Origin of the sequence: Paenibacillus elgii NBRC 100335 (assembly GCF_004000865.1) — a bacterium.
GTDB lineage: Bacteria > Bacillota > Bacilli > Paenibacillales > NBRC-103111 > Paenibacillus_G > Paenibacillus_G elgii.
Map to the genome: position 1 here is coordinate 1 of NZ_BIMB01000040.1, position 24,131 is coordinate 24,131.

21 protein-coding genes are annotated in these 24,131 nt (G+C 55.2%); 9 read left to right on the forward strand and 12 right to left on the reverse strand.

The annotated features are described in order from the left end of the window. Positions 1 to 215: 215 nt before the first annotated feature. A complete protein-coding gene (locus PEL01S_RS24280; protein ID WP_063184006.1) occupies positions 216 to 1,970 on the reverse strand; it encodes a sensor histidine kinase in 1,755 nt (584 codons plus the stop codon). Continuing rightward, complete coding sequence (locus PEL01S_RS24285) at positions 1,967 to 2,647, reverse strand: response regulator transcription factor (protein ID WP_063184005.1); 681 nt, start codon at positions 2,645 to 2,647, stop codon at positions 1,967 to 1,969. The genes PEL01S_RS24280 and PEL01S_RS24285 overlap by 4 nt, the downstream gene beginning before the upstream one ends. A 192-nt stretch (positions 2,648 to 2,839) precedes the next feature. Between PEL01S_RS24285 and PEL01S_RS24290 the strand changes: the two genes are divergently transcribed. From PEL01S_RS24290 to PEL01S_RS24300, 3 genes are read left to right on the forward strand one after another with little or no spacing between them, the layout of a single operon-like run. Further along, a complete protein-coding gene (locus PEL01S_RS24290) occupies positions 2,840 to 3,877 on the forward strand; it encodes an AI-2E family transporter (protein ID WP_127462105.1) in 1,038 nt (345 codons plus the stop codon). 5 nt (positions 3,878 to 3,882) lie between these two features. Then, on the forward strand, positions 3,883 to 4,431 hold the full coding sequence (gene pssA, locus PEL01S_RS24295) for a CDP-diacylglycerol--serine O-phosphatidyltransferase (protein WP_163768321.1): 549 nt from the start codon (positions 3,883 to 3,885) through the stop codon (positions 4,429 to 4,431). Between the two features lie 33 nt (positions 4,432 to 4,464). Next, positions 4,465 to 4,998, forward strand: a complete 534-nt coding sequence (locus PEL01S_RS24300) for a DedA family protein (protein ID WP_063184002.1) — start codon at positions 4,465 to 4,467, stop codon at positions 4,996 to 4,998. A gap of 64 nt (positions 4,999 to 5,062) precedes the next feature. Here PEL01S_RS24300 and PEL01S_RS24305 read toward each other — a convergent pair whose 3' ends face one another. Then, positions 5,063 to 5,335, reverse strand: coding sequence for a hypothetical protein (locus PEL01S_RS24305; RefSeq protein WP_127462107.1), 273 nt, complete (start codon positions 5,333 to 5,335; stop codon positions 5,063 to 5,065). A 271-nt stretch (positions 5,336 to 5,606) separates the two neighbouring features. Here PEL01S_RS24305 and PEL01S_RS24310 point away from each other — a divergent pair, with 271 nt between their 5' ends. The 5 genes from PEL01S_RS24310 to PEL01S_RS24330 all read left to right on the forward strand — a co-directional run bounded on the left by PEL01S_RS24310 (position 5,607) and on the right by PEL01S_RS24330 (position 10,659). Beyond that, positions 5,607 to 6,647, forward strand: coding sequence for a flavin-containing monooxygenase (locus PEL01S_RS24310; RefSeq protein WP_127462108.1), 1,041 nt, complete (start codon positions 5,607 to 5,609; stop codon positions 6,645 to 6,647). 56 nt (positions 6,648 to 6,703) lie between these two features. Then, complete coding sequence (locus PEL01S_RS24315) at positions 6,704 to 7,081, forward strand: glyoxalase superfamily protein (RefSeq protein WP_127462109.1); 378 nt, start codon at positions 6,704 to 6,706, stop codon at positions 7,079 to 7,081. 37 nt (positions 7,082 to 7,118) lie between these two features. Continuing rightward, on the forward strand, positions 7,119 to 7,589 hold the full coding sequence (locus PEL01S_RS24320) for a GNAT family N-acetyltransferase (protein WP_063183998.1): 471 nt from the start codon (positions 7,119 to 7,121) through the stop codon (positions 7,587 to 7,589). Positions 7,590 to 7,727: 138 nt separating this feature from the next. Beyond that, complete coding sequence (locus PEL01S_RS24325) at positions 7,728 to 9,974, forward strand: sensor histidine kinase (protein ID WP_127462110.1); 2,247 nt, start codon at positions 7,728 to 7,730, stop codon at positions 9,972 to 9,974. Further along, a complete protein-coding gene (locus PEL01S_RS24330) occupies positions 9,961 to 10,659 on the forward strand; it encodes a response regulator transcription factor (RefSeq protein ID WP_063183996.1) in 699 nt (232 codons plus the stop codon). The genes PEL01S_RS24325 and PEL01S_RS24330 overlap by 14 nt, the downstream gene beginning before the upstream one ends. 75 nt (positions 10,660 to 10,734) lie before the next feature. Here the strand turns inward: PEL01S_RS24330 and PEL01S_RS24335 are convergent, their stop codons facing one another. The 5 genes from PEL01S_RS24335 to adhP all read right to left on the reverse strand — a co-directional run bounded on the left by PEL01S_RS24335 (position 10,735) and on the right by adhP (position 17,077). Beyond that, positions 10,735 to 12,213 carry an S-layer homology domain-containing protein gene (locus tag PEL01S_RS24335; RefSeq protein ID WP_063183995.1) on the reverse strand — a complete coding sequence of 493 codons (1,479 nt, stop codon included), beginning with the start codon at positions 12,211 to 12,213 and terminating at the stop codon, positions 10,735 to 10,737. A 519-nt stretch (positions 12,214 to 12,732) separates the two neighbouring features. Further along, complete coding sequence (gene aac(2')-IIb, locus PEL01S_RS24340) at positions 12,733 to 13,452, reverse strand: kasugamycin N-acetyltransferase AAC(2')-IIb (RefSeq protein WP_231884786.1); 720 nt, start codon at positions 13,450 to 13,452, stop codon at positions 12,733 to 12,735. 617 nt (positions 13,453 to 14,069) lie between these two features. Further along, a complete protein-coding gene (locus PEL01S_RS24345; RefSeq protein ID WP_063183993.1) occupies positions 14,070 to 14,435 on the reverse strand; it encodes a DUF779 domain-containing protein in 366 nt (121 codons plus the stop codon). A gap of 12 nt (positions 14,436 to 14,447) precedes the next feature. Next, a complete protein-coding gene (adh, locus tag PEL01S_RS24350; protein ID WP_063183992.1) occupies positions 14,448 to 15,968 on the reverse strand; it encodes an aldehyde dehydrogenase in 1,521 nt (506 codons plus the stop codon). A gap of 95 nt (positions 15,969 to 16,063) precedes the next feature. Continuing rightward, positions 16,064 to 17,077 carry an alcohol dehydrogenase AdhP gene (gene adhP / locus PEL01S_RS24355; RefSeq protein WP_063183991.1) on the reverse strand — a complete coding sequence of 338 codons (1,014 nt, stop codon included), beginning with the start codon at positions 17,075 to 17,077 and terminating at the stop codon, positions 16,064 to 16,066. A gap of 247 nt (positions 17,078 to 17,324) precedes the next feature. Here adhP and PEL01S_RS24360 point away from each other — a divergent pair, with 247 nt between their 5' ends. Continuing rightward, a complete protein-coding gene (locus PEL01S_RS24360) occupies positions 17,325 to 19,088 on the forward strand; it encodes a sigma-54-dependent Fis family transcriptional regulator (protein WP_231884785.1) in 1,764 nt (587 codons plus the stop codon). A gap of 178 nt (positions 19,089 to 19,266) precedes the next feature. On the opposite strand, the gene PEL01S_RS24365 is transcribed toward PEL01S_RS24360, so the two are convergent. From PEL01S_RS24365 to PEL01S_RS24380, 4 genes are all read right to left on the reverse strand, one after another. Beyond that, positions 19,267 to 20,826, reverse strand: coding sequence for a right-handed parallel beta-helix repeat-containing protein (locus tag PEL01S_RS24365; protein ID WP_127462111.1), 1,560 nt, complete (start codon positions 20,824 to 20,826; stop codon positions 19,267 to 19,269). A gap of 174 nt (positions 20,827 to 21,000) precedes the next feature. Beyond that, positions 21,001 to 21,936: a carbohydrate kinase family protein gene (locus PEL01S_RS24370; protein ID WP_063183990.1), complete on the reverse strand. Its 936-nt coding sequence runs from the start codon at positions 21,934 to 21,936 to the stop codon at positions 21,001 to 21,003. A gap of 19 nt (positions 21,937 to 21,955) precedes the next feature. Then, positions 21,956 to 23,257 carry an alpha-galactosidase gene (gene melA, locus PEL01S_RS24375; RefSeq protein WP_127462112.1) on the reverse strand — a complete coding sequence of 434 codons (1,302 nt, stop codon included), beginning with the start codon at positions 23,255 to 23,257 and terminating at the stop codon, positions 21,956 to 21,958. 39 nt (positions 23,258 to 23,296) lie between these two features. Further along, positions 23,297 to 24,121, reverse strand: coding sequence for a carbohydrate ABC transporter permease (locus PEL01S_RS24380; RefSeq protein WP_036680501.1), 825 nt, complete (start codon positions 24,119 to 24,121; stop codon positions 23,297 to 23,299). Positions 24,122 to 24,131 lie beyond the last annotated feature (10 nt).

Genomic DNA, 24,131 nt, shown 5'->3' on the forward strand with positions numbered 1-24,131 from the left:
ATTACAATTATAGCACATGCGTTCGCATTCGTACACAAGAGATGCTGATTCATCTCCCCCTTGTCGAAGAGGGAGTCTTCTCAGCCTTAACGATAAACGAGCCTCAGGAATACGTCAACCTTTTCTGTAAATAACATGAAAAGCACCGGTCTTGTCGACCTCCGAACCCGGAGTCGATCCAACCGATGCTTTTCTCACGTGACTTGCTTTCCGGCTTATAACATAAAATAAAAACTGACGCCCTTCTCGGTATTCGTTACCCCGTAACGGCTTTCGTGCAGCTCCAAAATATGCTTGACGATCGCCAGGCCCAGCCCCGTTCCTCCGGTTTTCCGGTTGCGGGAACGTTCCGCCCGGTAAAATCTTTCCCAGATGTCTTCCAACTGATCCTCGGGAATGTTCTCTCCCTCGTTATCGATGGTAACCCTGATCCGTTCCCCATCGCTTTCGATGCGTACGGTAATTTCGCTGCCGGGCACGGCATGACGGATCGCATTGACCAAGATGTTGAACAGCACCTGCTCGATCTTGGATTGATCGGCATAGACGGGATGCTCGCCCGCAGCCATATGAACGACCTTCAATCCCTTTTCATTCAAATGATGCGACAGCTTGTCGACAATATCCTCGATCAGCTCGCTTACCATAAACCGGCTCTTCTTCAGCTTGATGGTCTTCGATTCCAGCTTCGTCAGCTCCAGCATATCTTTGACGAGGTCTTCCATTTTTCCCGTTTCGTCCAGTATCACTTCCAGATATCTCTCGCGCTTGCTTTCGCTGATCCCGTCCCGCAGCCCCTCGGCGAACCCCTTGACAATGCTGAGCGGCGTTTTCAATTCATGGGAGGCGTTGGAGACGAACTCCTTCTGCATTTGCTCCATCCGCTGCTTCTGCTCCATATCCGCCCGAAGCTGCTCATTGGCTTGATGGAGTTCCTTGAGCGTATGATCCAGCGATTCGGACAAGCTGTTCAAGCTAAGAGACAAGCTGCCGAATTCGTCGTTGCTCCGGATGGGCGATTTAGCGGAGAAGTCCAGCTTGGCCATGCGCAGTGCGATTTTGTTCAGCGCAAGAAGCGGTTTGGTCACGAATTTGGAAAAAATCAGCGAGAGCAGCAAAATCAGTATGATGCCCCCAACCCCTATATACAGGTAGAACAGCCGCAGCGCATCATAGGCCTCGCTAATCTGCTGCAGCGACGTGATTGCGAACAGCAGCTCGCTTACTTTGCCATCCCGCATCACGGGCTGAACTGCGATAAAGCTGCGCACGCCGGTAAGCGTCTCCGTCCATTCCTTTTCGATCATCCGGCCGTTCTGCAAATCGGCTTTCTGCTCGTCGGTAAGCGGAAACCAATCATCAATGGCAAGGTACAATAAGCCCTGGCGCAAGTTCCATAGATTCGGGCTGGGCAGCAGCGCATCGGTGACGACGCCGGAAATTTGCTCCAACGGCCCTTCGATGCCGCTCATGTCCGCGCTGCCGATGTCCTTCATTCCGGCTTTTTTGATGACGAGCGGGTAGATCAATTCTTTGCTTCGATCGTCATCGAATACGCCCTCGACCTGAATCCGGTCGCCGCGCTGCAAGTGAGCCGCCAGCAATTCCTTCTGATCGGACTCGGACAGCAGCATCAAGGAAATCTTGACCGAAGCGCCTTTATCGTCACGGATGACGATGCGAAAAAAATTGTCGTATTTCACTTTTCCTTCCGGATTCAAGATCGCGAGCTGCGCTTTATTTTGGCTGATAAACAGCCCCATCTCGCGGGTAATACGCGGCTCGTCCCAACGGTTCGACGCGTACTCCTCACTGAAGGACTGCAGCTTTTTCTCCAATCCGGCCAATCTCTGATTCTGGTAAAACTTCTCGAAAAACAGTAATTGCCCGACTAGAACGATCGCATAAAATAACAAGAAAAAAGACGCTGTGATCGCGAACAGCTTGAAGGTAACGCCGCCTCTTTTCATCGGTCCTCCTCAAATTTATAGCCGGCGCGGATGACGGTGCGGATATGCCGCGCCTCGTCCCCCAGCTTCCCGCGTAATTTTTTAATATGGGTGTCGACGACCCTCGGATCGCCGAAATAATCAAACCCCCATACCTGATTCAGAATCGCTTCGCGGGACAGTACGATTCCTTCGTTTTTGACCAAATAAAGCAGCAGTTCATATTCTTTGGGCGTTAGCTCAACTTCCTGTCCTTCCATTTCGACGCGGTGCGACCGTTTGTTTACGGTAACCCGGCCAAAGCTGAGCATATGATCCTCTTTTCCGACCGTCCCCTCGACGCGTTTCATCAGCGTTTTAGCGCGGGCAACGAGCACCTTCGGGCTGAACGGCTTGGTGACGTAATCGTCGGCTCCCAGTTCGAACCCGAGCATTTTGTCGTCGTCCTCTGATTTTGCGGTCAGAATGATAATCGGGATCGCCGACTTCGCGCGGATCCGCTTGCATACGGTCCATCCGTCCATCTCCGGCATCAAAATATCCAGAATGACGAGATCCGCATTCAGACTTTCCAGCATGTCCAACGCTTGTTTGCCGTTCTCCGCCTCATAGACGGTCCACTGCTCCCTTTCGAAATAATCAGCCACAATCTCGCGAATCAGGCTCTCATCTTCGATGAGAAGAACTTTTCGTTCCATAGCGATGACAACTCCTGTTTATCCGGTAACGTGTTTACCTATTCAATTATACATGAGTCTTGTGTTTTTCGTGTGTCCCGGGGAGCAATGCAAACAAGCCGTCTTCGCCAATAGTACACATGAAGTACACAACGGAGCGTTATAATGTCGGCAGACAAACTTGGTGCGTTTCCCCATCGAAAGGATGTTCGTATGAATATGATGGCCTTTCTTCAAAGAAAAGATGTGCGGCGCTTCGGCATTCTGGCGCTCTTCTGCCTGCTGTTGTTCTGGCTGAAAGGCATGCTGAACCTCATCTTATTGACATTCTTGATGACGTTCCTTATGGATCGTCTTCATCACTTGGTCCATCGCTGGATTAAACCGATCATTCCTGTCGATTCCAAGCTGCTGCTCTCCATTCTATACGTTTTGTTTGTCGCCGTACTGGTGGCCGGGGGCTTCAAAGTGTTTCCCTCCCTCGTTCACGAAGTAGGTCAACTGATCGTCACCGTCAAGCACGTATACGCTCATCCGCAGAACGAATTTGTGAGGTATCTCGTCTCCGTCGTTCATAAGCTCGACCTGCACAGCATCATCATGCCCGGATTAGATATGATCAAGAAAGTCGGCCATTGGGGCTTCGAAGGTTTTCTGGCCGTAATTATGAGTTTGATTTTACTGCTCAGCAAATCGAGTGTCATGCGTTTTACCCACAAGCTCCGGGCGAGCAAGATCGGATGGCTGGTGGATGAGATCGGATATTTCGGCCAAAAGTTCGTCCTTACCTTCGGTAAAGTGATCGAAACCCAACTGATGATCGCGCTGATCAACTGCGTGCTGACGACAATCGCCTTATGGGCCATGGGCTTTCCCAACTTGTTCGGTCTTGCGCTTCTAATCTTTGTTCTTGGCTTAATTCCCGTGGCCGGCGTATTCATCTCGCTGATTCCGCTGGGCGCCATTGCTTTTAGCCTCGGAGGCTTCGTCTACGTCGTCTATCTGCTCGTGACGATTACCTTGATACACGCTTTGGAAGCCTATGTGCTCAATCCGCGGCTGATGGCCTCCAAGACGCATCTGCCGATCTTTTACACCTTCATCGTGCTCTTGTTCTCCGAACATTTCTTCGGAATCTGGGGCCTGATTGTCGGAATTCCAACATTCGTATTTTTGCTTGATTTATTAGAGGTACAAACGGTGGGGCAACCGATTCGCCTTGCGCTTTCCCCATCCCCTAAGGAGGAATGATCATAGTGTTAAAAAAATCGATCCCGTTTGTGTTTGTGGCAGCGGGTCTGGGTATAGGCATGGTTTCACTTCTGCTCGCGTTTCACCGCGATGTGGCTTCGGCGGTGCTGTTTGTCGCGATTGCGGCCTTGCTGGATTTGTTCGGCGGCTATATTGCCGAAAAGCTGGAATTGTCGGGCGAATTCGCGAAGGAGCTTCGTTCCTTATCGGAGCTGATTTCCTTCGGCGCCGCGCCTTCCATCATTATTTATGTCGTCGCTCTTCGCGAGCTGCCGTTATACGGCGGTACGGTGCTGACGGGGTTGTTCATGGTATGCGGAGCGCTGCGGCTGGCGCGTTTCAACGTGAAAACCTGTCAGAACCGCTGTCATATCGGTCTGCCAATTACCGGAGCAGGCTGCCTGTTATCCGCCTTTGCCTTGTGGAACCCGCCCGCGCATCTTGTGGTAGTGACGGTGTTAGTGATTATCGGACTTTCCTTCCTGATGATCAGCACGATTAAGATTCCCGCAATTCGTCATAACAAAGCCGTATACGATACCGAGAACGTCTAGCACCTTCGGCGGCTGGAGAGGAGCTGTGTCCGCATGCAATTTATACAGGAGATGATCTTACAGTACGGATATATCGCTTTATTCTTCAGCCTAGCGCTTGGCATTGTAGGCTTGCCCGTCCCCGACGAGCTGCTGATGACCTTTATCGGTTATCTGGCATCGGTCGGTATGCTGAATTATTCGCTCTCGGTCGCCGTCAGTCTGGCGGGAGCGATGACCGGCATGCTCTGCAGCTACGCGCTTGGCCGCAAGTTCGGCAAGCCGCTGCTGTGGAAGCATGGCAAGTGGATTAAACTGACCCCGGAACGGCTGGAAAAAGTGGAAGCTTGGTTCCAGCGTTACGGACCTTGGACGGTCAGCTTCGGCTATTTCATTCCGGGTATCCGTCACTTAACCTGCTACTTATCCGGCGTCATTGGCATGGGCAAGCGCAAATATTTGCTGTTCTCGGCTGTCGGCGCATTCAGCTGGTGCGTACTTTTCATCTCCATCGGCTATTTTATCGGGGCGCAGATCGATTTCTCACATTTCCATGCGTCGCTGATGCACCGTTTTTTCTCGAAATAATAGCACGGACAAGCCCAGTGGAACGAAAAAGGCACACCCTTAAAGGCGTGCCTTTTTGCTATTCTTATCGTTTGCGCAACGTCCGGCCGAACACCGCCAGAATCGGCAGCAGCAGCACCGCGGCGGTCACAAGGGACGCCCGAAGCGACAAGCGCTTGCCTTCCAGGAAAAGACGCCCCACATGCTGCTCGCCGACTTCATCAACGATCCAAGCCGTGTCGGCTCCGCTGATCAGCGTCTCCCCGACGCCGCGAATGCATTCGGCAATCAATATCCACACGAACAGCGAAATTAAAGGGCTGACGCCTCCGGGGTAGGACTTTGCATAATGAAACACCTTCGATTGGTATAGCTTCCGTTATATACAGTTTACAAAATATAGGTAGGGTAAATTTAAAAGTAACGAATCCCCCCTAAGGTTTACGCACATCCAATCGGTAATTTTCCCTCTGGTTGCCCTTTTCCCGACTGCTTATCCCTGCTGCTAAAAAGTTATCTGGATTTTCTCTTGAACTATTGAAGGAACTGTTTTACAATTAACATATGAATAATTGATCATATATTATATTTTAATTTGCCTACAATGTCGTCTAAGGAGCTCGATAGGGATGAAACAAATTGACGTACTGGTGATCGGAGCCGGGCAAGCGGGTCTCGCGATGGGATATTATTTGAAACAACAAGCGGTGTCATTTACCTTGCTGGATGCAAGCGACCGTATCGGGAACAGCTGGAGGAACCGGTATGACTCCTTAGTACTGTTCACGCCTCGAAAATATTCGCTGCCGGGCATGCCCATGCTTGGCGATCCGAACGGACTGCCGGCCAAGGACGAAGCAGCAGACTATCTCGAAGCTTACGCGGAGCGTTATTCCCTGCCCGTTCAATTGCAGACGCGGGTCATATCTATGAACAAGACGACCCAAGGCTTCCTGCTCGAAACGAATCGGGGAACGTATCGGGCGGGCAAAGTCATCGTCGCGACCGGTCCTTTCCATACCCCTTACATTCCCGCCTTTGCCTCCGGGCTTCCGGACGAAATCTACCAAACGCACAGCAGCGCATACCGGAATCCCGGCGAGCTGCGGGACGGACCTGTGCTTGTCGTCGGCGCCGGCAATTCGGGCGCGCAGATCGCCGCAGAGCTGTCCCGGGAACGGCTGGTCTATTTATCCGCCGGAAGCAAGCTGCATTTTAAACCGCTGTATGTGCTGGGCCAAAGCATTTTTCGGTACTTCGACCTGTTCGGATTTATCCGTGCGGATAAAGGCTCACTGCTCGGTTCGTGGCTGAAGAGTCAGCCCGAGCAAATTTATGGACTCGAACTAAAATCGCTTATGGCGGATCGAAAAGTGCTGCTTAAGCCGAGAGCGGTCGGGACGAAGGAAAATTGCCTCCTTTTCGAAGACGGTACCGAAGCGGAAGTCAGCAATATCGTGTGGGCGACCGGTTACCGCAGCGACTATCGGTGGATACGGATCGACGGAGCCATCGATTCGCAGGGGAACCCTATTCACCGCGGCGGCGTCAGCCCGGTATCCGGACTTTATTATCTCGGCCTGCCATGGCAGTCGTCCCGGGGCTCGGCACTGCTCGGCTGGGTAGGCCGCGATGCGGCGAAGCTGGCGGAAAAGCTCCGGCTTTCGTAGATTGCATTCCGGTTTTGTTATACAATAAAGTAAATAAATGTGACGGAGGTGCGTCTATGAGCAATGGGTCGTTCGCCTTGAAGTCGGTTACCCCGATTCTTCGAATATTCGACGAAACGAAAGCAAGAGCGTTTTACGTAGACTATCTCGGCTTTCAGATCGATTGGGAGCACCGGTTTGAAGAAAACTTGCCCTTATACATGCAAATCTCGCTAGGAACGTGTACGCTCCACTTAAGCGAGCATCATGGGGATTGCTGCCCGGGGGCTGCGGTCCGTATCGAAGCCGAGAACCTTGCAGCGTTCCATGCGGAGCTCGAGGCCAAAGACTATAAGTATGCCCGGCCCGGCATTGAAGTCACCCCTTGGGACACGCGGGAGCTTAGTGTAACGGACCCGTTCGGGAATCGCCTTATTTTTTTCGAAGCGGCATAACGAACTTCAAAATCACATCAGGAGGGATAACAGAACGATGCCGGATATGTTAGTGAAGCTGTACGAGCTTCCGGACGACGCCCCGCTCCGGGCCAAACTGGAGGACGCGGGTTTTACGATCCGCAGGGCGCTCGTGCCGGAGAAGCATCTGATCCGGAGTTGGGTGAAGGAAAAATTCAATCCCCACTGGGAGAGCGAATGCGACGTCGCGATTAGCGGACATCCGACCTCCTGCTTTATCGCTACCTTGGAGGACAAGCTGGTCGGATTCGCGTGTTACGACGCGACCTGCAAAGGCTTCTTCGGCCCGACCGGCGTGGACGACGTTTGCCGCGGCAAAGGCGTCGGCACCGCTTTACTGCTGGCCTGCTTGCACGACATGCGAGCCCAAGGGTACGGCTATGCCGTGATTGGCGGCGCGGGGCCGGTCGCTTTTTACGAAAAGACGGTCGGCGCGATCGAAATTCCGGATTCCAAGCCGGGGATCTACAAAGGAATGCTCCGTTAGTAGCCTCCTCTATTGACCTGAGACCGAATACAAGCTACACTAGAAAGTACAAGCAGGGGAATTTCCAGCGGCGGTGCCGCATGGGAAGGCTTCTGCTTTTCTATTTTCCCACCCATTCTAACAATCCGGGAGGAACCCGTGAATCATCGTTCGCTACGCACTCATTTGACGCTGGCCTTTGCGGTTATGGCGATTGTGCCGGTGCTGATTCTGGGCACCATTCAGGTACAGCAAATCAACAAGCTGACGCAGGAATACAACAAGACGCAGGAGCATGCCACGAAGCGTCTCGCCGATGCCGTCGAGACGTACGTTTATTACTACCGCAACGCCGTAGATACGCTCGCCACAACGATCAGCGCATCGGGTCCCGGGTTTCGCGACCGGGCCGGCCTGACGCGCAAAATCCAGTCGGTCAAAAACAACCTACCCGGCTTCTCTCAGCTTTATGTGACGGATGAGAACGGCGCAATAAAAGCTCTCTCGCCGGATGCGGAAAGCGGCAATGCGCATGCGCTGCCGGTCGGCACCGATCTAAGCTCACAGGAGTATTGGAAAAAAGTGAAGCTGACGCTGCAGCCCGCGATCTCCGAACCAATGCATGGCGCTGAGGGCGGATCTGCACCGTTCGTCGCCATCGCCGCCCCGTTTTACAGCGAAAGCCGGGCTTTTGAAGGCGTTGTGATCGGAATACTCGACATGGGCCAAATCGCAAGGCTCGTCACCCAATACGACTACGGACCGGGCGCTTATCCTGCCGTGCTCGGTCCGGCTGGCAGGGTCATCTATCACCCTCGGAGCGAGCTGGTGCAGTCCATCGCCGATTTGTCCGGCGAACCGGCCTTCCAAGCGGCGGCCTCCCTCAAGGAAGGGATGGATAAGTTCGTCTCCGGCGCCAACGGCCAGAAGGAGCTCGTTTCCTTCAAAACGATCGACAGTTTGGGCTGGACGGTGTGGGTCGGCCGCTCTTACGCGGCCGTACAGGAAGCTTTCTTCGCCTCGCTTAAATCGACGTTTCTTCTGCTCTTGCTTACGCTCGGCTTGACCGTACTTCTGGGCTCCTATTTGGCCAAACGGCTGAACCGGACGATCCATGCGCTGGTGCGCTACACGCAGTCGCTTGCGGCCAACCGCTATACCGTGCCGAGCGAGCCGCTGTCTTCGCCGGGCGCGCCGTACGAGATGCACTATTTGGCAAGCCAATTTACGCAGATGGCCGAGCAGATTCATGACAACCGGCAGGCCTTGCTTGAGCTGAACAGCGATCTGGAGCAGCGGGTCGAAGAACGGACGCTCAGCCTGCAGCAGCAGCATGCGACGCTCGCCGCCATCCTGGAGAGCTACTCCGACGGCATCGTCCTGATCGACGTGAATCAGCAGGTCGTGCTGGCCAACCGCCGGATGGCCGAGCTGTTCGGGTTCGACGGCAAAGAGCTCCTAAGCTTGACGGAGGAGGAACTGCTGCACCGGATCGCCCGCAAAATGCCGCAGCCGGACGAGGGCTTCGCTCGAATCGGCCACAAGCCGCAGCCGGTAGGCAAATTTACGCTGGTCCGCTCCCCCGGCGACGAACGGGTCATCCAGTTGGCTTCGTTCCAAGTGACGGACGGCGGCAAGGAATTCGGGCGTGGCTATGTCTTCCGGGACATGACGAAGGAGCATGAGATCGACTCGCTAAAAAACGACCTGATCTCGCTTGCCTCGCATGAATTCAAGACCCCGATTACGAGCATCAAAGGAAGCGTTGAGACGCTGCTGCGCAAGCATGCCGGATGGGACGAGGAGTTCAAACAGGATCTGCTGGAAGGCATTCACGAAGATATCGGCCGGATTCAGGAGCTGATCGACGAATGGCTCGACATTTCCAAGATCGAAGCCGGGGCGCTGAGCATTCATCCCGCTCCTGTCCGGGTCCGCTCCGTCGTCGAAGGAGCTTGGCAGAGGCTGCCCCACACCCTTTCGGCCGATGCTCAGCTTCATATCGACTTGGACGAGGAACTGCCATTCCTCTATGCGGACAAACGGAGAATGGAGCAAATTTTTATCAATCTGTTTACCAACTCCATCCGCTACAACGAATCGAAGCCTCATATCCGGGTCACGGCGGAGCACGACGGGCTGAACGTGCGGATTTTCGTCAAGGACAACGGCATCGGTATTCCTGAAGCGCATCTGCCCCATATTTTCGACCGGTTTTACCGGGTCGACGTTTCCTCCAGCCGCCGTACCGGAGGAACGGGACTGGGGCTTGCGATCTGCCAAGGCATCATCGACGCGCACGGCGGCTCGATCGAAGTGCGCAGTACGGAAGGCGCAGGCACGACGATGATCGTCTCGGTGCCTGTCTATTACGGCCAAACGGAGGACGACAATGAAGAAGCATAAAATTATGATCGTAGACGACGAACCGAAAATTTTACGATTTATCGCCGCCAATTTGAAATCGGCCGGCTATGAAACCGCTACGTGCGCAAGCGGTGGGGAAGCGCTTGAGGCGCTTGATCTGTTCGATCCCGATCTTATTCTTCTCGACGTCATGATGCCGGGAATGGACGGCTTCGAGGTATTAACCCGGCTCCGGACCTATACGGACGTGGCGGTCATCATCCTGACGGCGCGGAGCAACTCCAGCGACAAGGTGCAGGGACTGAATCTGGGCGCCGACGATTATTTGACCAAGCCGTTCTCGCTGGATGAGCTGTTCGCCCGCGTCAGCGCCGTGCTGCGGCGCTTTGACCGCGGCAGCGGACAAATACCCGCCGCCAAGGAGCTGTGCCTCGGCCCCGTCGTCGTCAATCTGGCCCAGCGCCGGGCGTGGCACGGCGACAGTGAAATCAAATTTACGGACACGGAATACAAGCTGCTTGTCCAATTGCTCCAGCACGAAGGCAAGGTGCTGACCCACGAGCAGCTGCTGACCGAAATTTGGGGCAGCGAATACCGCGACGATGTCGAATATCTGCGCGTCACCATCGCACGCATCCGGCAGAAGCTGAAAGCCGTCCTCCCGGAAGGTCAATGGATTGTTACCTACCCCGGCGTAGGCTATATGATCCAAAACGGTGGTTAAACGTCAAAAATCCATCGGCCTTTTCCAAGGACCGATGGATTTTTAGTTTGCGTTATTGCGCGTCCCCTACCACTCTTATTTCGCGGTAAGCGTAACGTTCGTGGCCGTGGCCCAGTTTCCGAGCGGCGCAACCGTATATGTCGTGCCCGGTGTCAGCTTGCCGCCGTTCTGCAGATCGAACGTTCCGACGGCGCCTTTGCGCGAGGTCAGCCTGTAAGTCGCGTTCAGCTTGGTGCCGTCGGCGGCTGTCAGCACGATGCTGCGGAGAGCGAACAGCTCGTCTTTCGGGTCCGCCGACAAGGTCACGTTCAGCGAAGCCGCATCGGCTTGTTCAACGGATTGAATTTGGAGCGGCGCGATTTCTTTCGCCGTAAACGTCGGATTGGTAATTGTCGACCATTCGGAGGTGACCGTATACTTCACGCCCGGCTTCAGCGTCTGACCTTCCGGCAAGCGGAATTTCGGGGCCTGGCGCCCGTCCGTCGCTTGTGTGAACGGCACGTACGAAGCGACAATCGGCTCACCGTTCTCCGGCGTAATCGTGACCTGCTTGCCCCTCATGGACGAAATCAGCTGATACGTTTTGCCATTGTATATGTTGTTATCATCCAAACTAAACTCAAGGCCGCCGCGCTTCCCTTGGTATGCCACGACCACGTTGCCGTAGTCGGTAACACCGTCTTCCAGCTTCGATTCGATTTCGAACGTATCGAAAGCCACTTGCTGTGCGGAGCTCATCGAAATTTTGTTCGTCATCGCTTCGAAAGTGCCTATTTTTTTGCCTTTGTAGGAGAACGAGTAGGTCGTACCTGCTTTTTGCGGGGAAACCGGCAAAATATAGGTCGATTTCGAGCCCGACTTCAGCTGCGGAATGTTAAGCGGCGTCAAGCCGTTGTCGAACGTAAAGTTCGCTTTGGCCTTCTCCACATCGATCTCTTCCTTCGGCAGCGGCGCGGAGAACGTAATTTGCAGCGTAATCGGGTTCACGACTTTCCACTCCGTCACTTGAATGGAAGCGACCTGGAGCGCAGCATGGACCACAATAGCGGCTTCGCCGCGGGTCATGGCGCTGTTTCCCGAATAAGCCGTACCCAGCGCATTTTTCAGCGTGGCCGCATCGGCTTTGGATGCCTTGGCAACAATCGCGATCAATTGATCCTGCGACAACGAATCGTTCGGCTTAAAGCTGCCGTTCTCCCCGGTCATGGCACCTTGGCCAACAACCGCGTTCACGTATTCGTAGAACCAGTCGGATGCTTTAACATCGCTCCACGCGGCAGCTTGGCCTGCGGCTTGAAGCTGGAACGCTTTGACCGCCATCGTCGCAAGCTCGGCTCGGGTGATCGCTTGGCTCGGACGGAAGTCATGCTGGCCGTAGCCTTGAACGACCTGGCTTTTTTCGAGCGCTTCAAGCGCCATCTGGTAAGGAGCCGATGCGCTGACATCGGTGAATGAAGCCGCTGCCTGCACATTCAATACATGAATTGGAGCAAGCGAACCGAGCGTGACGGCAGTCGTCAGCGCCATGGTCGTGATCATCTTTTTCGTTTTCATCAAAGTCATCTCGCTTTCAGAGAACGTATTTTCAAGCAGGGGTTTATGAAGTTGTTTCGTACAAGGCCTATCTTACTGCCCGACCCGTTACAATCGAATAAAAAAACGGGCGGCCGCATTACAAAAACATAAAAAACCTGAGCTTTCCTTCGCGCTCAGGTAGGTTTGTCTTCAAATTCCCGCTCCCTGCTATCGTCCAAAAACGGCTTTCCCCCGCCAATTCCTTCAAAATCGGTTGCCCGTACCAAACATGGACGAACGGCTGCATTCTTTCAAAATTAATCGGCAAAAAGTCCCCGGAAGCGGAAGTCTGCATCGGAGCCTATGAATATTCCAAAAGTCAATTAGAGGAAGTTGATCCGGGACTCTTCGAACGGACGCGAGCTTCGGGAGCGGGGGTACGAACAAGATGTAGCCCAGTGCTCCCGGATGGATGTCTTCAAAGCCGTTCCCCTGCTGTACAAAGGCCGGTTTGTCAAAGCGCATGATCGCTCGAAAGATCAGTGACGCCGCCTGAGGTCAAACGATGGTGAAATTAACTCCATAGAAGGATAAGCCTGATTTTCTTGCCACTCGCTGAGACGATAGATTATCGCACAAAGTGCTGTATAACGGGGCAGCCTTCATGTTCCGCACCGCTCTCGCCCATCCGGCAACAACGGCCGCGGCATAGCCCTTCCCGCGAAACTCCTCCAAAGTCTCCAGCCCCGCTTCGTGGGCCCGGGATGTGATGCGGACGCTGCGGCAGATCGAGACGGCCCTGCCTTCACGCACGAGCGCTATACAGGGCTGGGCATAGTCGATATCCGAGGCCAGCCATTCGAAGCCGCCGCGCGCTAATTCAGTCACATTTTCACGAGTGACGCTGACTACTTCCATTGCCGGCAAGGTAGTGTCAGGAATAAGATAGCAAGGTCCCATCGTAAAGCGTTCACTTTGAAGGAGGTTCATATAGGCCTCAAAATGCTTCGGCTTCGTCTGGAAATCTCTTACGACCGGTTCGTCAGCGCACAACTCCTCCAATTGCCGGGCAAGCGTCTCCGGGACATCATACCGAAACCGGCAGAGAGCCGAACCCTCGATCGTTCGTCCTAAGAAAAACCGAGGGGCGGGAGGCTCTCCGGGCCAGGGTTCGTTTATCGCGCGAAGCCTCATGTTCCGATCATGCGTAAACATGGCTTCAACATGCATTTTCATCAATTCATGGGCGGTTGGTTTGATTTGTTCTCTATCGTTCACGCTTCCACTCTCCAATCCGTTACTATGACAAGGTACCTCTTTTTTAAGAGTATCAAAATTGTTCCGAAATAACTTGAGAAAACATAATAATAATCGTATTATCCTATTCGTACCTTTTTTGCAACCCTACAATCAGGATACCGCCCCTTCCCGAAGACAACTGCTCCCTATGAGCCCCGAAATAGAGGAACCACAATGCTCTATCCGGCCTCCCTCCGGCCGATTTGACAGCTTAAAGGAACTCAGATGAGCTATTCTGCTGCGTAGAAAGCTTTTTCATATTTTTCGACACGTATAGCGAATCGCACTTCCTTTAATTCAAGCCGGGGGCACCATGAAGTCATTTAGCGCATCCCCGTTCCTCTATTATAGATGCGGCCTGTCCAAGTCCCGCGAAAAATAAAAAAACCTCCGCCGGGTTCTATACGTAGATAAGAACCATGCGGAAGCCAGAACGACCAAGCCGCTGTGCATAAATATGCGGATCTTGCGCCCTGACGGTGTGCTTCGCTGCATGAAAAAAAGGCTGTCATCGTCTACCCCCTGTACCCGAAGGAGCATCTGATTTACAGCCCAAGTATAGTAAAAACGTTCTCCGTGACAGCCTTCCCACGGGATTACGGCAGTCCGAGCGCTTTCCGTTCCTCGTCGGTAAACACGCGCGACCGGGTCAAGAACCGCACGCCCTCCGGGCCTTCGAGCGAAAACATGCCGCCTCTTCCGGGCACCACGTCGATGATTAGCTGTGTATATTTCCAATAGTCATACTGCGCTTGACTCATATAGAACGGGGCGCCGCCGATCCCGCCGAGCCGGACGTCCTGTTCCCCGAGCAGAAATTCCCCCTCCGAATAGCACATGGGAGAGCTGCCGTCGCAGCAGCCTCCCGATTGATGGAACATGACGGGACCGTGTTTGTCCTGGAGCAGCCGGATCAAGGCCAATGCTTCGTCCGTTGCGAGCACCTTCGAGACCGTATCCATCGTGTCTCCGGCTCAGAAGAAGCCCAAGGCGTCCGTGCTGTAGCTGACCAGCAGGTTTTTCGTTTGCTGGTAATGCGACAGCATCATCTTGTGCGTCTCGCGGCCAATCCCGGAGCCCTTGTACCCGCCGAACGCCGCGTGCGCCGGATAGGCATGATAGCAGTTGGTCCAGACGCGGCCAGCCTGAATGTTTCTTCCGAACCGGTATGCCGTGTTGATATCCCGCGTCCACAGTCCGGCGCCGAGTCCGTACAGCGTATCGTTGGCGATGGCCAACGCTTCCTCCTGATCCTTGAAAGTCGTGACGGAAACGACCGGACCGAAAATTTCCTCTTGGAAAATGCGCATTTTGTTGTGGCCTTTAAATACCGTCGGCTGAACGTAATAACCACCGCTCAGGTCTCCTCCGAGCGCCGCACGGTCTCCGCCGATCAGACATTCGGCTCCTTCCTGCTTCCCGATGCTCAAGTACGACATGATTTTCTCGACCTGCTCGGAGGATGCCTGCGCGCCGATCATCGTTTCCGTATCGAGCGGGTTGCCCTGCTTGATCGCCGCTACCCGCTGCAAGGCCCGCTCCATAAACTGATCGTAGATCGACTCCTGAATGAGCGCGCGGGACGGGCAGGTGCACACTTCGCCTTGGTTCAGCGCGAACAGCACGAAGCCTTCGATCGCCTTGTTCAGGAAGGCGTCATCCTTGGCATACACGTCCTCGAAGAACAGATTGGGCGACTTCCCGCCGAGCTCCAATGTGACGGGGATAATGTTCTGCGAAGCGTACTGCATGATCAGGCGTCCCGTCGTCGTTTCGCCGGTGAATGCGATCTTGGCGATGCGACTGCTCGAAGCGAGCGGCTTGCCGGCTTCCAGGCCGAAGCCGTTCACGATGTTTAGCACGCCGGCCGGCAGCAGGTCGGCGATCAACTCCGCAAGCACGAGAATCGACGCCGGCGTCTGCTCCGCAGGCTTGAGCACGACGCAGTTGCCGGCCGCCAGCGCAGGCGCGATTTTCCACGTTGCCATCAGCAGCGGGAAGTTCCACGGAATGATCTGCCCGACGACGCCAAGCGGCTCGTGGAAATGATACGCGACCGTATCGTTGTCCACTTCCCCTAACGTGCCCTCCTCTGTACGGATGCAACCGGCGAAATAGCGGAAATGATCGATGGCCAGCGGCAGGTCGGCAGCAAGCGCCTCCCGGATCGGCTTGCCGTTGTCCCATGTCTCCGCGACGGCGAGCAGCTCCAAATTCGCTTCCATACGGTCCGCGATTTTGTTCAAAATTTGTGCGCGTGCAGCTACCGAGGTGCGGCCCCAAGCGTCTTTGGCGGCATGGGCTGCATCCAGGGCCAGCTCGATGTCCTCCGCCGTAGAGCGAGGAATCTCGCAGAAGGCTTGACCCGTCACAGGCGTAATGTTGTCAAAATACTGCCCTTTCACCGGCGCGACCCATTGACCGCCGATAAAGTTTTCGTAGCGCTTTTTGAACGTCACCTTGGCTCCGGTTTGTCCTGGTTGTGCATAGATCATCGTTTCGTCCTCCCACGGTTGGATTGGATAAATTATGACATTGGGTTATGTTGATACAGATGTATGCAACGGATTCGAATGTATGCCTTGTACCGTCAATCGAGCGTCAGAACGACACGTCCGTTGATCTGGCCTTTTTGCAGCCGGTCGAACACTTCATTGATCCGGTCCAGCGACTGCGTCTCGATATTCGTCTTCACTTTACCCCGCGCCGCAAAATCCAGCGCTTCCTGCAAATCTTTCCGCGAGCCGACAATCGAGCCCTTGACCGTTACGCCGTTCAACACGGTGTCGAAAATCGGGATCGGCAAATCCGCATTCGGCAGTCCGACGACGACCAGCGTTCCCCCCCGGCGAACCGAACGGTAAGCCTGCTCGAACGCTTTCGGCGTCACGGCGACGCTGATCGCGGCATGCGCTCCTCCGATCTCCCGTTCTATCGCTTCCGTAGGGTCTTCCTTCAGCCCGTTGACGGCCAAGTCAGCCCCCAAAGCCATGGCAAGCTCCAGCTTATCGTCATGAATATCGACGGCGACGACATGGTAGCCCATCGCTTTGGCATACTGGAGCGCAACATGGCCGAGCCCGCCGATGCCGTAAATGGCAACCCACTCGCCGGGCTTCGCCCCCGTCACCTTAAGCGCCTTATACGTCGTCACGCCGGCGCAGAAGATCGGGGCCGCGTCCACGTAGCTTAGGCTATCCGGAATTTTCGCCACATAAGCGGCCGGCGCTTTGCAGTACTCGGCATACCCACCGTCTACCGAATAGCCGGCGTTGAGCTGGTTTTTGCAAAGCGTCTCCCACCCTGTCAAGCAATAATCGCACTCGCCGCACGCGGAATAGAGCCAAGGAATTCCGACTCGGTCTCCCAGCTTAAGCGAAGTCACGCCTTCGCCCAGCGCCACGATTTCGCCGACGCCTTCATGCCCGGGAATAAGCGGCAGCTTCGGTTTAACCGGCCAATCTCCATGAGCGGCATGCAGATCGGTATGGCAAACCCCGCACGCTTTAATCTTGACGAGCACTTCGCCGTGGCCGATCTCCGGGACGGGTACGTCTTTAATCTCCAATTGCTGGTGAAACTCATTCACAACGGCCGCTTTCATCTTGATGAATTCCTCCCCTTGAGATATGTTTTTTGACTTCGCTATATATAAAGCAAAAATCGTGCCAATACGTGTTAGCCGCGTCACACAAGGAACTTTTGTAAGCGTTTTATTTAAAGTTGTTTCATTCCGGAACACTCCCTCCGTTCTTTCCGGTTCAAAATGGAACAATTGCTGTGAACAATTGGTGAACCTTCACGGGTTGTGATATTCTATACTTATATTGATGTTTCCGGAGGTGTCTTTCTTGTCATCCTTGGACATTCAGACTTATACGGAGGTTGTAGCAAGCTCATGGAAGCGCTGCCAGCGGTACGGATTGAAGCCGACCGACCCGTTTGATGACCGTCTGCTGACTGGAAAGCTCTTTCAGGAGCGATTGAAAGAAAACGAAACAATCGTTCGTCATGCCTCGCAAATTTTCGACACCATCAAACCTTTTATTCAGCAATCCGGCCAAACAGCTCTGCTCATCGATGCCCAAGGCTGCATTCTGTACGCTGCCGGGGACCCGGGCTTTTCGAAGCGGGCGGAAGCCGTACAGCTTCAGGTCGGGGCCGTATGGGACGAGAAACGCAAAGGCACCAATGCGATCGGCGTCGCCATCACCGAAAAAATTCCCGTCCGTGTCCATGCGGCGGAGCATTTCTGCCAGGCCAACGCTTTTCTCACCTGCGCTTCATCCCCTATTTTCAGTCCGACAGGCGAGTTGATCGGCGTCATCAATTTCAGCGGCAAGCGGGAGAGCTACCACCACTACAGTCTGACTCTTGCCGTCATGGTCGCGGAATCGCTGCAAAACCGGCTGCTGCTGGAGGAAGCGAAGCAGGATCAGCTCGTTACGCTTCAAGAGCTTGAATTCACCGCAAACCATAACCCGCTCCCGCTGCTGTCGCTCGACAGGGACAACCGGATCATTCGGGCGAACCAGGCGGCGCTGCGTGCCGTAGGCAAAGATGCGATCGGTAAGCCGTTCAACGGCATCGAAGGCTTCTCCGTCAAAACCATTCAAGACAGCAGCCGCACCGTCTGGCGCTCCGTAGCTGTCCGCAAGCCGCAAGAAGGCCGGCACGGCCTCTACAGCTTCTCCGACATCGCCGGGACATGCCCCAATTTTGTAGAAAAGAAGGACCTGGCCTCCAAAGCGGCCCTCACCGATATTCCCGTCCTTCTGCTCGGCGAGAGCGGTACGGGCAAAGAGCTGTTCGCCCAATCGATCCACTCGGCAAGTCTGCGGGCAGACCGCCCTTTCATCGCCGTCAACTGCGGCGCGATTCCGGATAGTCTGGTGGAAAGCGAATGGTTCGGCTACGAGCGAGGAGCGTTCACAGGAGCAAACCGGGAAGGCAGTACGGGTAAATTCGAGGCGGCGCATACGGGAACGATTTTTTTGGACGAAATCGGAGACATGTCGCTGCGCGCACAGGCTGCGCTGCTTCGCGTATTGCAGGAGCGCACCGTCACGCCTGTCGGCAGCACCAAGTCAAGACGCATCGACGTGCGGATCGTCGCGGCCACGCACAAGCATTTGCCGCTGGAAATCAAGGAAGGGCGCTTCCGCGCGGACTTGTACTACCGGCTAAAGGGTATCCAGATCACGCTGCCTTCCTTGCGGGAACGCTCCGATCTGCTGACGCTCGTCGAGCATTGGCTGCATAAGAACGGCTGCCCCTACCGCCAACTGCCGGAAGAAACGAAGCGCAAGCTGCTGCGTTACGGCTGGCCCGGCAATATCCGCGAGCTGCACGGCGTGCTGTTACAAGCTTCGTTCCTCGCAGGAGAAGGGCCGATTCGTCCCGAGCATCTGCATTTTGACGAGCTCGACCAAACGGACAACTTTGAATGCCGGAGTGACGGTCCGTCCGTGCCGACATTAAGGGATGCAGAGATCGGGGCGATCCAACGGGCGTTGCAGTCGACCGGCTGGAACCTGAGCAAATCCGCCGCCCTCCTTGACATCGGCCGGACGACGCTGTACCGGAAGATCGAACAGTACGGCATCGAGCCATAACAGTCTGATAAAATAAAAAAAGGGAGAGCTTCCGCATCCATACGGCATACGGCGCTCTCCCCGACTTATTTGGTTATCATAACGGTTGAACCTTAATCCTCTCTTCGGATCAAATCCGTCTTCTTTTTCCTACCCCCTGCTCAAAGCTTTAAACAAATCGTTCGGACACCTTTCCAAGTCAAGGCGTGGCTTCGTACGCGCCGATATCGACGCCGCTTCCCTGCACTCTTGGCTGCCCGTCGAGATCCGCGGCGCCGATGATGGCCGGCTCCGTCGACCCAGCGTTAATCGCAGGAGAGGCCGCTTTCAAATGAAAATTGTTTGCCGATGCATTCACGAATCCAGGATCGGCAAACTTCGAGTGCGCGTCGTTCCCCGTCCCCGACTTATAGGCAGCAAAACCGGAGTATTCCTTCTTTTTCCAAGTCCACGTCGCATTCGAAGCGCCTCCCGGCGCAAAGTACAAGTTATAATCGACAATATTGCCGCTGTTTTTCGTATATTCGTTATAAATCAAAATGTTCGATGCGCTGGCCACCATAATATTGTTTTTGACGATGTTGTTCTGCGTGTCGTATTGGAGCAGCAGTTGGCCGCCGCCGAGATTTTTCGTATCGTTCTTATACAGCGTGTTGTTGACGACGATGCAATTGACCGTCGAGCCCCGCTTCGTATCGTATCCGCCCATGGCAATGCCCGTATATCGGTTGCCGTACACCAGGTTGTTGCGGATCGTGACGCCGCTGGTCGATTTTCCTTGATGCTCGCTGGCAATTTCAATGCCGATGTCGTTGTTGTAGCTGTAGTTTTGCTCGATCACGGTGTCTTTTCCGCCGTCCACATAAATACCGCCCGCCGCGTTCGAATCGTTCGGAAGCGTTTTGCCGTAGGAAGGGTTGTTGTTGGACGTAATGTTGTAGACGGTATTGCCGCGAATCAGGCCGTTCCGGGCTTGGTCGTAGGCCGGATTGGGCGCTTTTCCTTCGAAGCCGATGACGTCGATCCCAATATTGTCGTTGTCGTGAATGAGATTATTCGTAATTTCGAATGAATCGACATTCCCGTTCACCACCAACGATTCGCTGGAACCGAGCACCAGATCGCTCAGCGTGTTGCCGTCGATGATGACACGCTCCAGCGCTGTCGGTGCTTTCGTGCCGTACACGGCGATGCCGTGCGCATCCCGACCGGCCAAATCCGAGCCGAGCGTCGCGGTGTTCTTAATATGGTGAACGTTGTTATTGCGTAGCTCGATATGGCTGCCCGCTCCGTGGACGAAGATGCCGATCGGCACTTTGCCCTTGGCCGATGTTGCGTAGTTGCGGATTTCGAAGCCTTTGAGCGTGACGTAGCTGGCATCGGCGATGTCCACGAGACCCTCGCCGCCGGACACGGTCAAGCCGGTTCCGTCGATTATCGCCGCTTGAGCCGGCGAGCTCTCGAAGGTGATCGGGCCTGCGGCTGCCGATCCGGATTTTGTAATCTTCAGCTTCTGGTTATACACGCCGCCCAATACATAGACGGTGCTCCCCGGGGCGGCATGATCGGCGGCATATTGGAGCGTTTTCCACGCGGCGCTGCTGCTCGTGCCGGGATTGCTGTCGCTGCCTGACGTTGACACGTAGTACGTTACGGGATTAGCTTGCGCTTGAGACGTTCCCACACTTGCTGCCAGTATGCCGAAAAGGATGGCGGCGGCGGCGATGATGCGGGGCGCCTGGTTTCGAATTCGGATCACGAACGTTCATCTCCTTTAACGATTAGTATCGGCATAGTTACTACCTGCTGCATGCAGACTTCCCCTAAAACCACTTCTGTCGCCCGGTGCGCACCACCTCCTTTAGCTGAGCATCAGGCGGCCCCCTGCAAAAATGCCCCGAAGGCAGGCCGCCCGCGTCTCATCAACTGCGCCTCAGCTTCGGATCGCCACAGATGCCTGTAACTTCTCCACCGCTTCCGCGGTTGGCAGCTGTCCCGTTCCGCCAACGCCCTGCGTGGCGATCGCCCCGCAGGCGCAGGCGTAGCGGAGAAGCGCTTCGCCCCGCTGACCGCCCAGATAGGCATGGATCAGCCCGGCGTTAAAAGCGTCCCCCGCCCCCGTCGTATCGACCGGGACGATATCGTAGGCTTTGACGGACAGCGGCGTCGCGTCCGGTTGAAACAGCGCTGCGCCGGCCGCGCCGCGCTTGACTGCCACCAGCCGCGCATCTGGCGGCAGCAGCTCCCACACCGCTTCGAGCGTCGCAGCACCGTAAATGTGCAGCAGCTCCTCTTCGCTCGGGATAAACAGATCCGTAGCGCCGAGCAGCGCGTGAATCGAAGCCCGGTGCCACAGCTGGTGCACATCCCATCCCGTATCGAACGACGTGCTGCTTCCCTGCGTGCGCGCGGTTTCGAACAGCGGCTTCCAATGATCGCGCATGCCGTCCTGCAGGAAATACGAGCCGAAATGCACGTGAGCCGCCTGCTTCAGCAGCGTATCCGGCACGTCCTGCGGCTGCAGCATCGGAATGCTGCCCGGATACGTCATCAGCCCCCGGTCGCTCGGTGTCGAGAAGGACATGGTCACGCCGGTTTTCAGCGCGGGATCGCGTTTTACATGCGCCGTATCAACGCCCATCCGTTCCAGCTCGCGGATGCAGAACCGGCCGAAATCGTCATCGCCCACGACGCTGACGAACCGGACGTCCTGCCCGAGTCCGGCCAACGCGCACGCCGTAATGGCCGAGGAGGAGCCGAGCACGATGTCGAACGAGTCGATCAGCTTCTCCCGGTTCCATTCAGGCATGAGATCGTTCCCCGAAATAATGATATCTACGTTCAATTCGCCAAGCACGACGACAGACATGGTTTCTTCCTCCCTTTTTCTACTTCAGCTCCGGCACGAACGCGCGCTCCGCCTCATACAGCTCCTCGAACATTGCCTTGATCTCGGCAAGCGAGCAGACGGCGGAGGTGAGCGGATCGACCATCAGCGCGTGCAGCGCCATGTCCTTGTCCCGCTCCAGCACGGCCGATACGGCCAGCTCGAAGAACGCCATGTTGGTGCGGCACAAAGCGGCCAGATGCTCCGGCAGCCGGCCGAAGCGGCACGGATTCACGCCGTTGCGGTCCACCATGCAGGCGACTTCGACGACGCCGTCCTGCGGCAAGTTCGAGATCAGCCCTTGATTGACGACGTTGCCGTAAATGACCTTCGGCTCGTTCTTTACCATCGCCTCGATGATGACGGCGGCATACTCATGGCTCGACTTCATTTCGAGCGGAAGCTCGCCCGACAGCTGCTGCAAAATTTCCTCGTCGTTCGTCTTCCGCCAGATCGGCCAGTTGTTCGCATAAAAGCCGGTGGCTCCGTTATACCCCGTACTGCAGTGCTGGTCGATCAAATCCTGCCTTTTGCGGTAATACGGAATGTATTCCGAGAAATGGCCGCTCGATTCGGAAACGAACGCGCCGAGGTACTTCATGGCGTCGAAACGGACCGGATCTTTGCGCAGCAGCTCCGGGTCCTGAATTTTGTCGAGCAGCACCGGATACAAGTCTTTCCCTTGATGCGTCAATTCGACGAACCAGGACATATGGTTAATGCCGCCCGCTCTCCATTTCAATTCCTCGTACGGGACGCCCGCATATTTCGCCAGCTGGCGTGACGAATTTTGAATTGAATGGCACAGCCCGACGACCGGAATATCCGTAATGCGCGATGTGAGCAGCGTCACCGCCGACATCGGATTCGTGTAGTTCAGAATGATCGTATCCGGGCACAGCTCCTCCACATCCCGGACGATCTCGATCCAGCTCGGCAGCGTACGCAGCGTTTTGAACAGGCCGCCGGGCCCCAGCGTATCTCCGATACACTGCTTGACGCCGTATTTTAGCGGAATTTCGAATTCGTACTTCACCGTCTCCAGTCCGACGACCTCGATCTGGTTAATCACAAAGTTCGAGCCGGCCAGCACCTCCCGGCGGTCCGTCGACGCCAGCACCTGCCAGCGTTTGCCCGTCATCTCAACAATGCGCTCGACCAATCCGCGCGCAATAGCGAGCCGGGCCGGATCGATATCGACCAAGGCGATAATCCCCTCATCCATGCCGGAAATCCCGAAAATATCCATCACAATCTCCCGGGTAAACGCGCTTCCTGCTCCGATAATCGCAATTTTTGTCATAGTTCTCTTCTCCCGTCCTTTTGTTTACTTCTGTAAAACTCACTTCATTCCCGTCATCGTCAGACCCTTAATAAACTGCTTCTGGAAAATCAGGAACACGATAATAACCGGCACCGTAATCAGCACGGCAGCGGACATAACCACATTGTAGTTGACCGTATGCGCCCCGTTGAAAAAGACCAGCGCAAGCGGCACCGTCATGTTGTCCGTATCGTTGAGCACGATCAGCGGCCACAAATAATTGTTCCACGACGCCATGAACGTAAAAATCCCAAGCGCCGACAGCATCGGCATAATCAGCGGCGTAATGATCCGCCACATCACTTTCAGCTCGCCCGCTCCGTCGATCCGGGCAGCCTCCATCAGATCCTTCGGAATGTCCTCGATAAACTGCTTCGCCAGAAAGACGCCGTACGAGCTGACCAGATTGGGCAGGATGACTGCCGCCAGATGATTGATCAGCCCCAGCTTGGAGACGATCAGATACGTCGGGATCATAATGACCTGGAATGGAATCATCATCGTGCCGAGCACAAGAACGAACAGCACCTTTTTGCCCGGAAACTCATACTTGGCGAAAATATAACCGGCGAGCGCGCTCGTGAACAGCGTAGCGGCCGTGACCAGAACCGAAGTGACCGCGCTGTTCGCCAGCCATCTCCAGAACGGCGCCTCCCGGAACACCGTCTCGTACCCGGCGAAGCTCGGCTGCTCGGGCAGCAGCGTCGGCGTCGCGGAGATGATCTCCATGTTGCTTTTGAGCGACGAGAGCACCATCCACAGGTAAGGAAGCAGCATGATGCAGGCGGCCACGGTTAAAACCGCGATCAGCACGCCGTCGAATAGGGTCGTTTTCGTTTTCATGTTCCGCAGC

What these genes read in the sequence shown, in the direction of transcription:
- PEL01S_RS24280 (WP_063184006.1), bottom strand. Translation starts at nt 1,970, where the DNA reads ATGAAAAGAGGCGGCGTTACCTTCAAGCTGTTCGCGATCACAGCGTCT.
- PEL01S_RS24285 (WP_063184005.1), bottom strand. Translation starts at nt 2,647, where the DNA reads ATGGAACGAAAAGTTCTTCTCATCGAAGATGAGAGCCTGATTCGCGAG.
- PEL01S_RS24290 (WP_127462105.1), top strand. Translation starts at nt 2,840, where the DNA reads ATGAATATGATGGCCTTTCTTCAAAGAAAAGATGTGCGGCGCTTCGGC.
- PEL01S_RS24300 (WP_063184002.1), top strand. Translation starts at nt 4,465, where the DNA reads ATGCAATTTATACAGGAGATGATCTTACAGTACGGATATATCGCTTTA.
- PEL01S_RS24310 (WP_127462108.1), top strand. Translation starts at nt 5,607, where the DNA reads ATGAAACAAATTGACGTACTGGTGATCGGAGCCGGGCAAGCGGGTCTC.
- PEL01S_RS24315 (WP_127462109.1), top strand. Translation starts at nt 6,704, where the DNA reads ATGAGCAATGGGTCGTTCGCCTTGAAGTCGGTTACCCCGATTCTTCGA.
- PEL01S_RS24320 (WP_063183998.1), top strand. Translation starts at nt 7,119, where the DNA reads ATGCCGGATATGTTAGTGAAGCTGTACGAGCTTCCGGACGACGCCCCG.
- PEL01S_RS24330 (WP_063183996.1), top strand. Translation starts at nt 9,961, where the DNA reads ATGAAGAAGCATAAAATTATGATCGTAGACGACGAACCGAAAATTTTA.
- PEL01S_RS24335 (WP_063183995.1), bottom strand. Translation starts at nt 12,213, where the DNA reads ATGAAAACGAAAAAGATGATCACGACCATGGCGCTGACGACTGCCGTC.
- PEL01S_RS24345 (WP_063183993.1), bottom strand. Translation starts at nt 14,435, where the DNA reads ATGGATACGGTCTCGAAGGTGCTCGCAACGGACGAAGCATTGGCCTTG.
- adh (WP_063183992.1), bottom strand. Translation starts at nt 15,968, where the DNA reads ATGATCTATGCACAACCAGGACAAACCGGAGCCAAGGTGACGTTCAAA.
- adhP (WP_063183991.1), bottom strand. Translation starts at nt 17,077, where the DNA reads ATGAAAGCGGCCGTTGTGAATGAGTTTCACCAGCAATTGGAGATTAAA.
- PEL01S_RS24370 (WP_063183990.1), bottom strand. Translation starts at nt 21,936, where the DNA reads ATGTCTGTCGTCGTGCTTGGCGAATTGAACGTAGATATCATTATTTCG.
- melA (WP_127462112.1), bottom strand. Translation starts at nt 23,257, where the DNA reads ATGACAAAAATTGCGATTATCGGAGCAGGAAGCGCGTTTACCCGGGAG.
- PEL01S_RS24380 (WP_036680501.1), bottom strand. Translation starts at nt 24,121, where the DNA reads ATGAAAACGAAAACGACCCTATTCGACGGCGTGCTGATCGCGGTTTTA.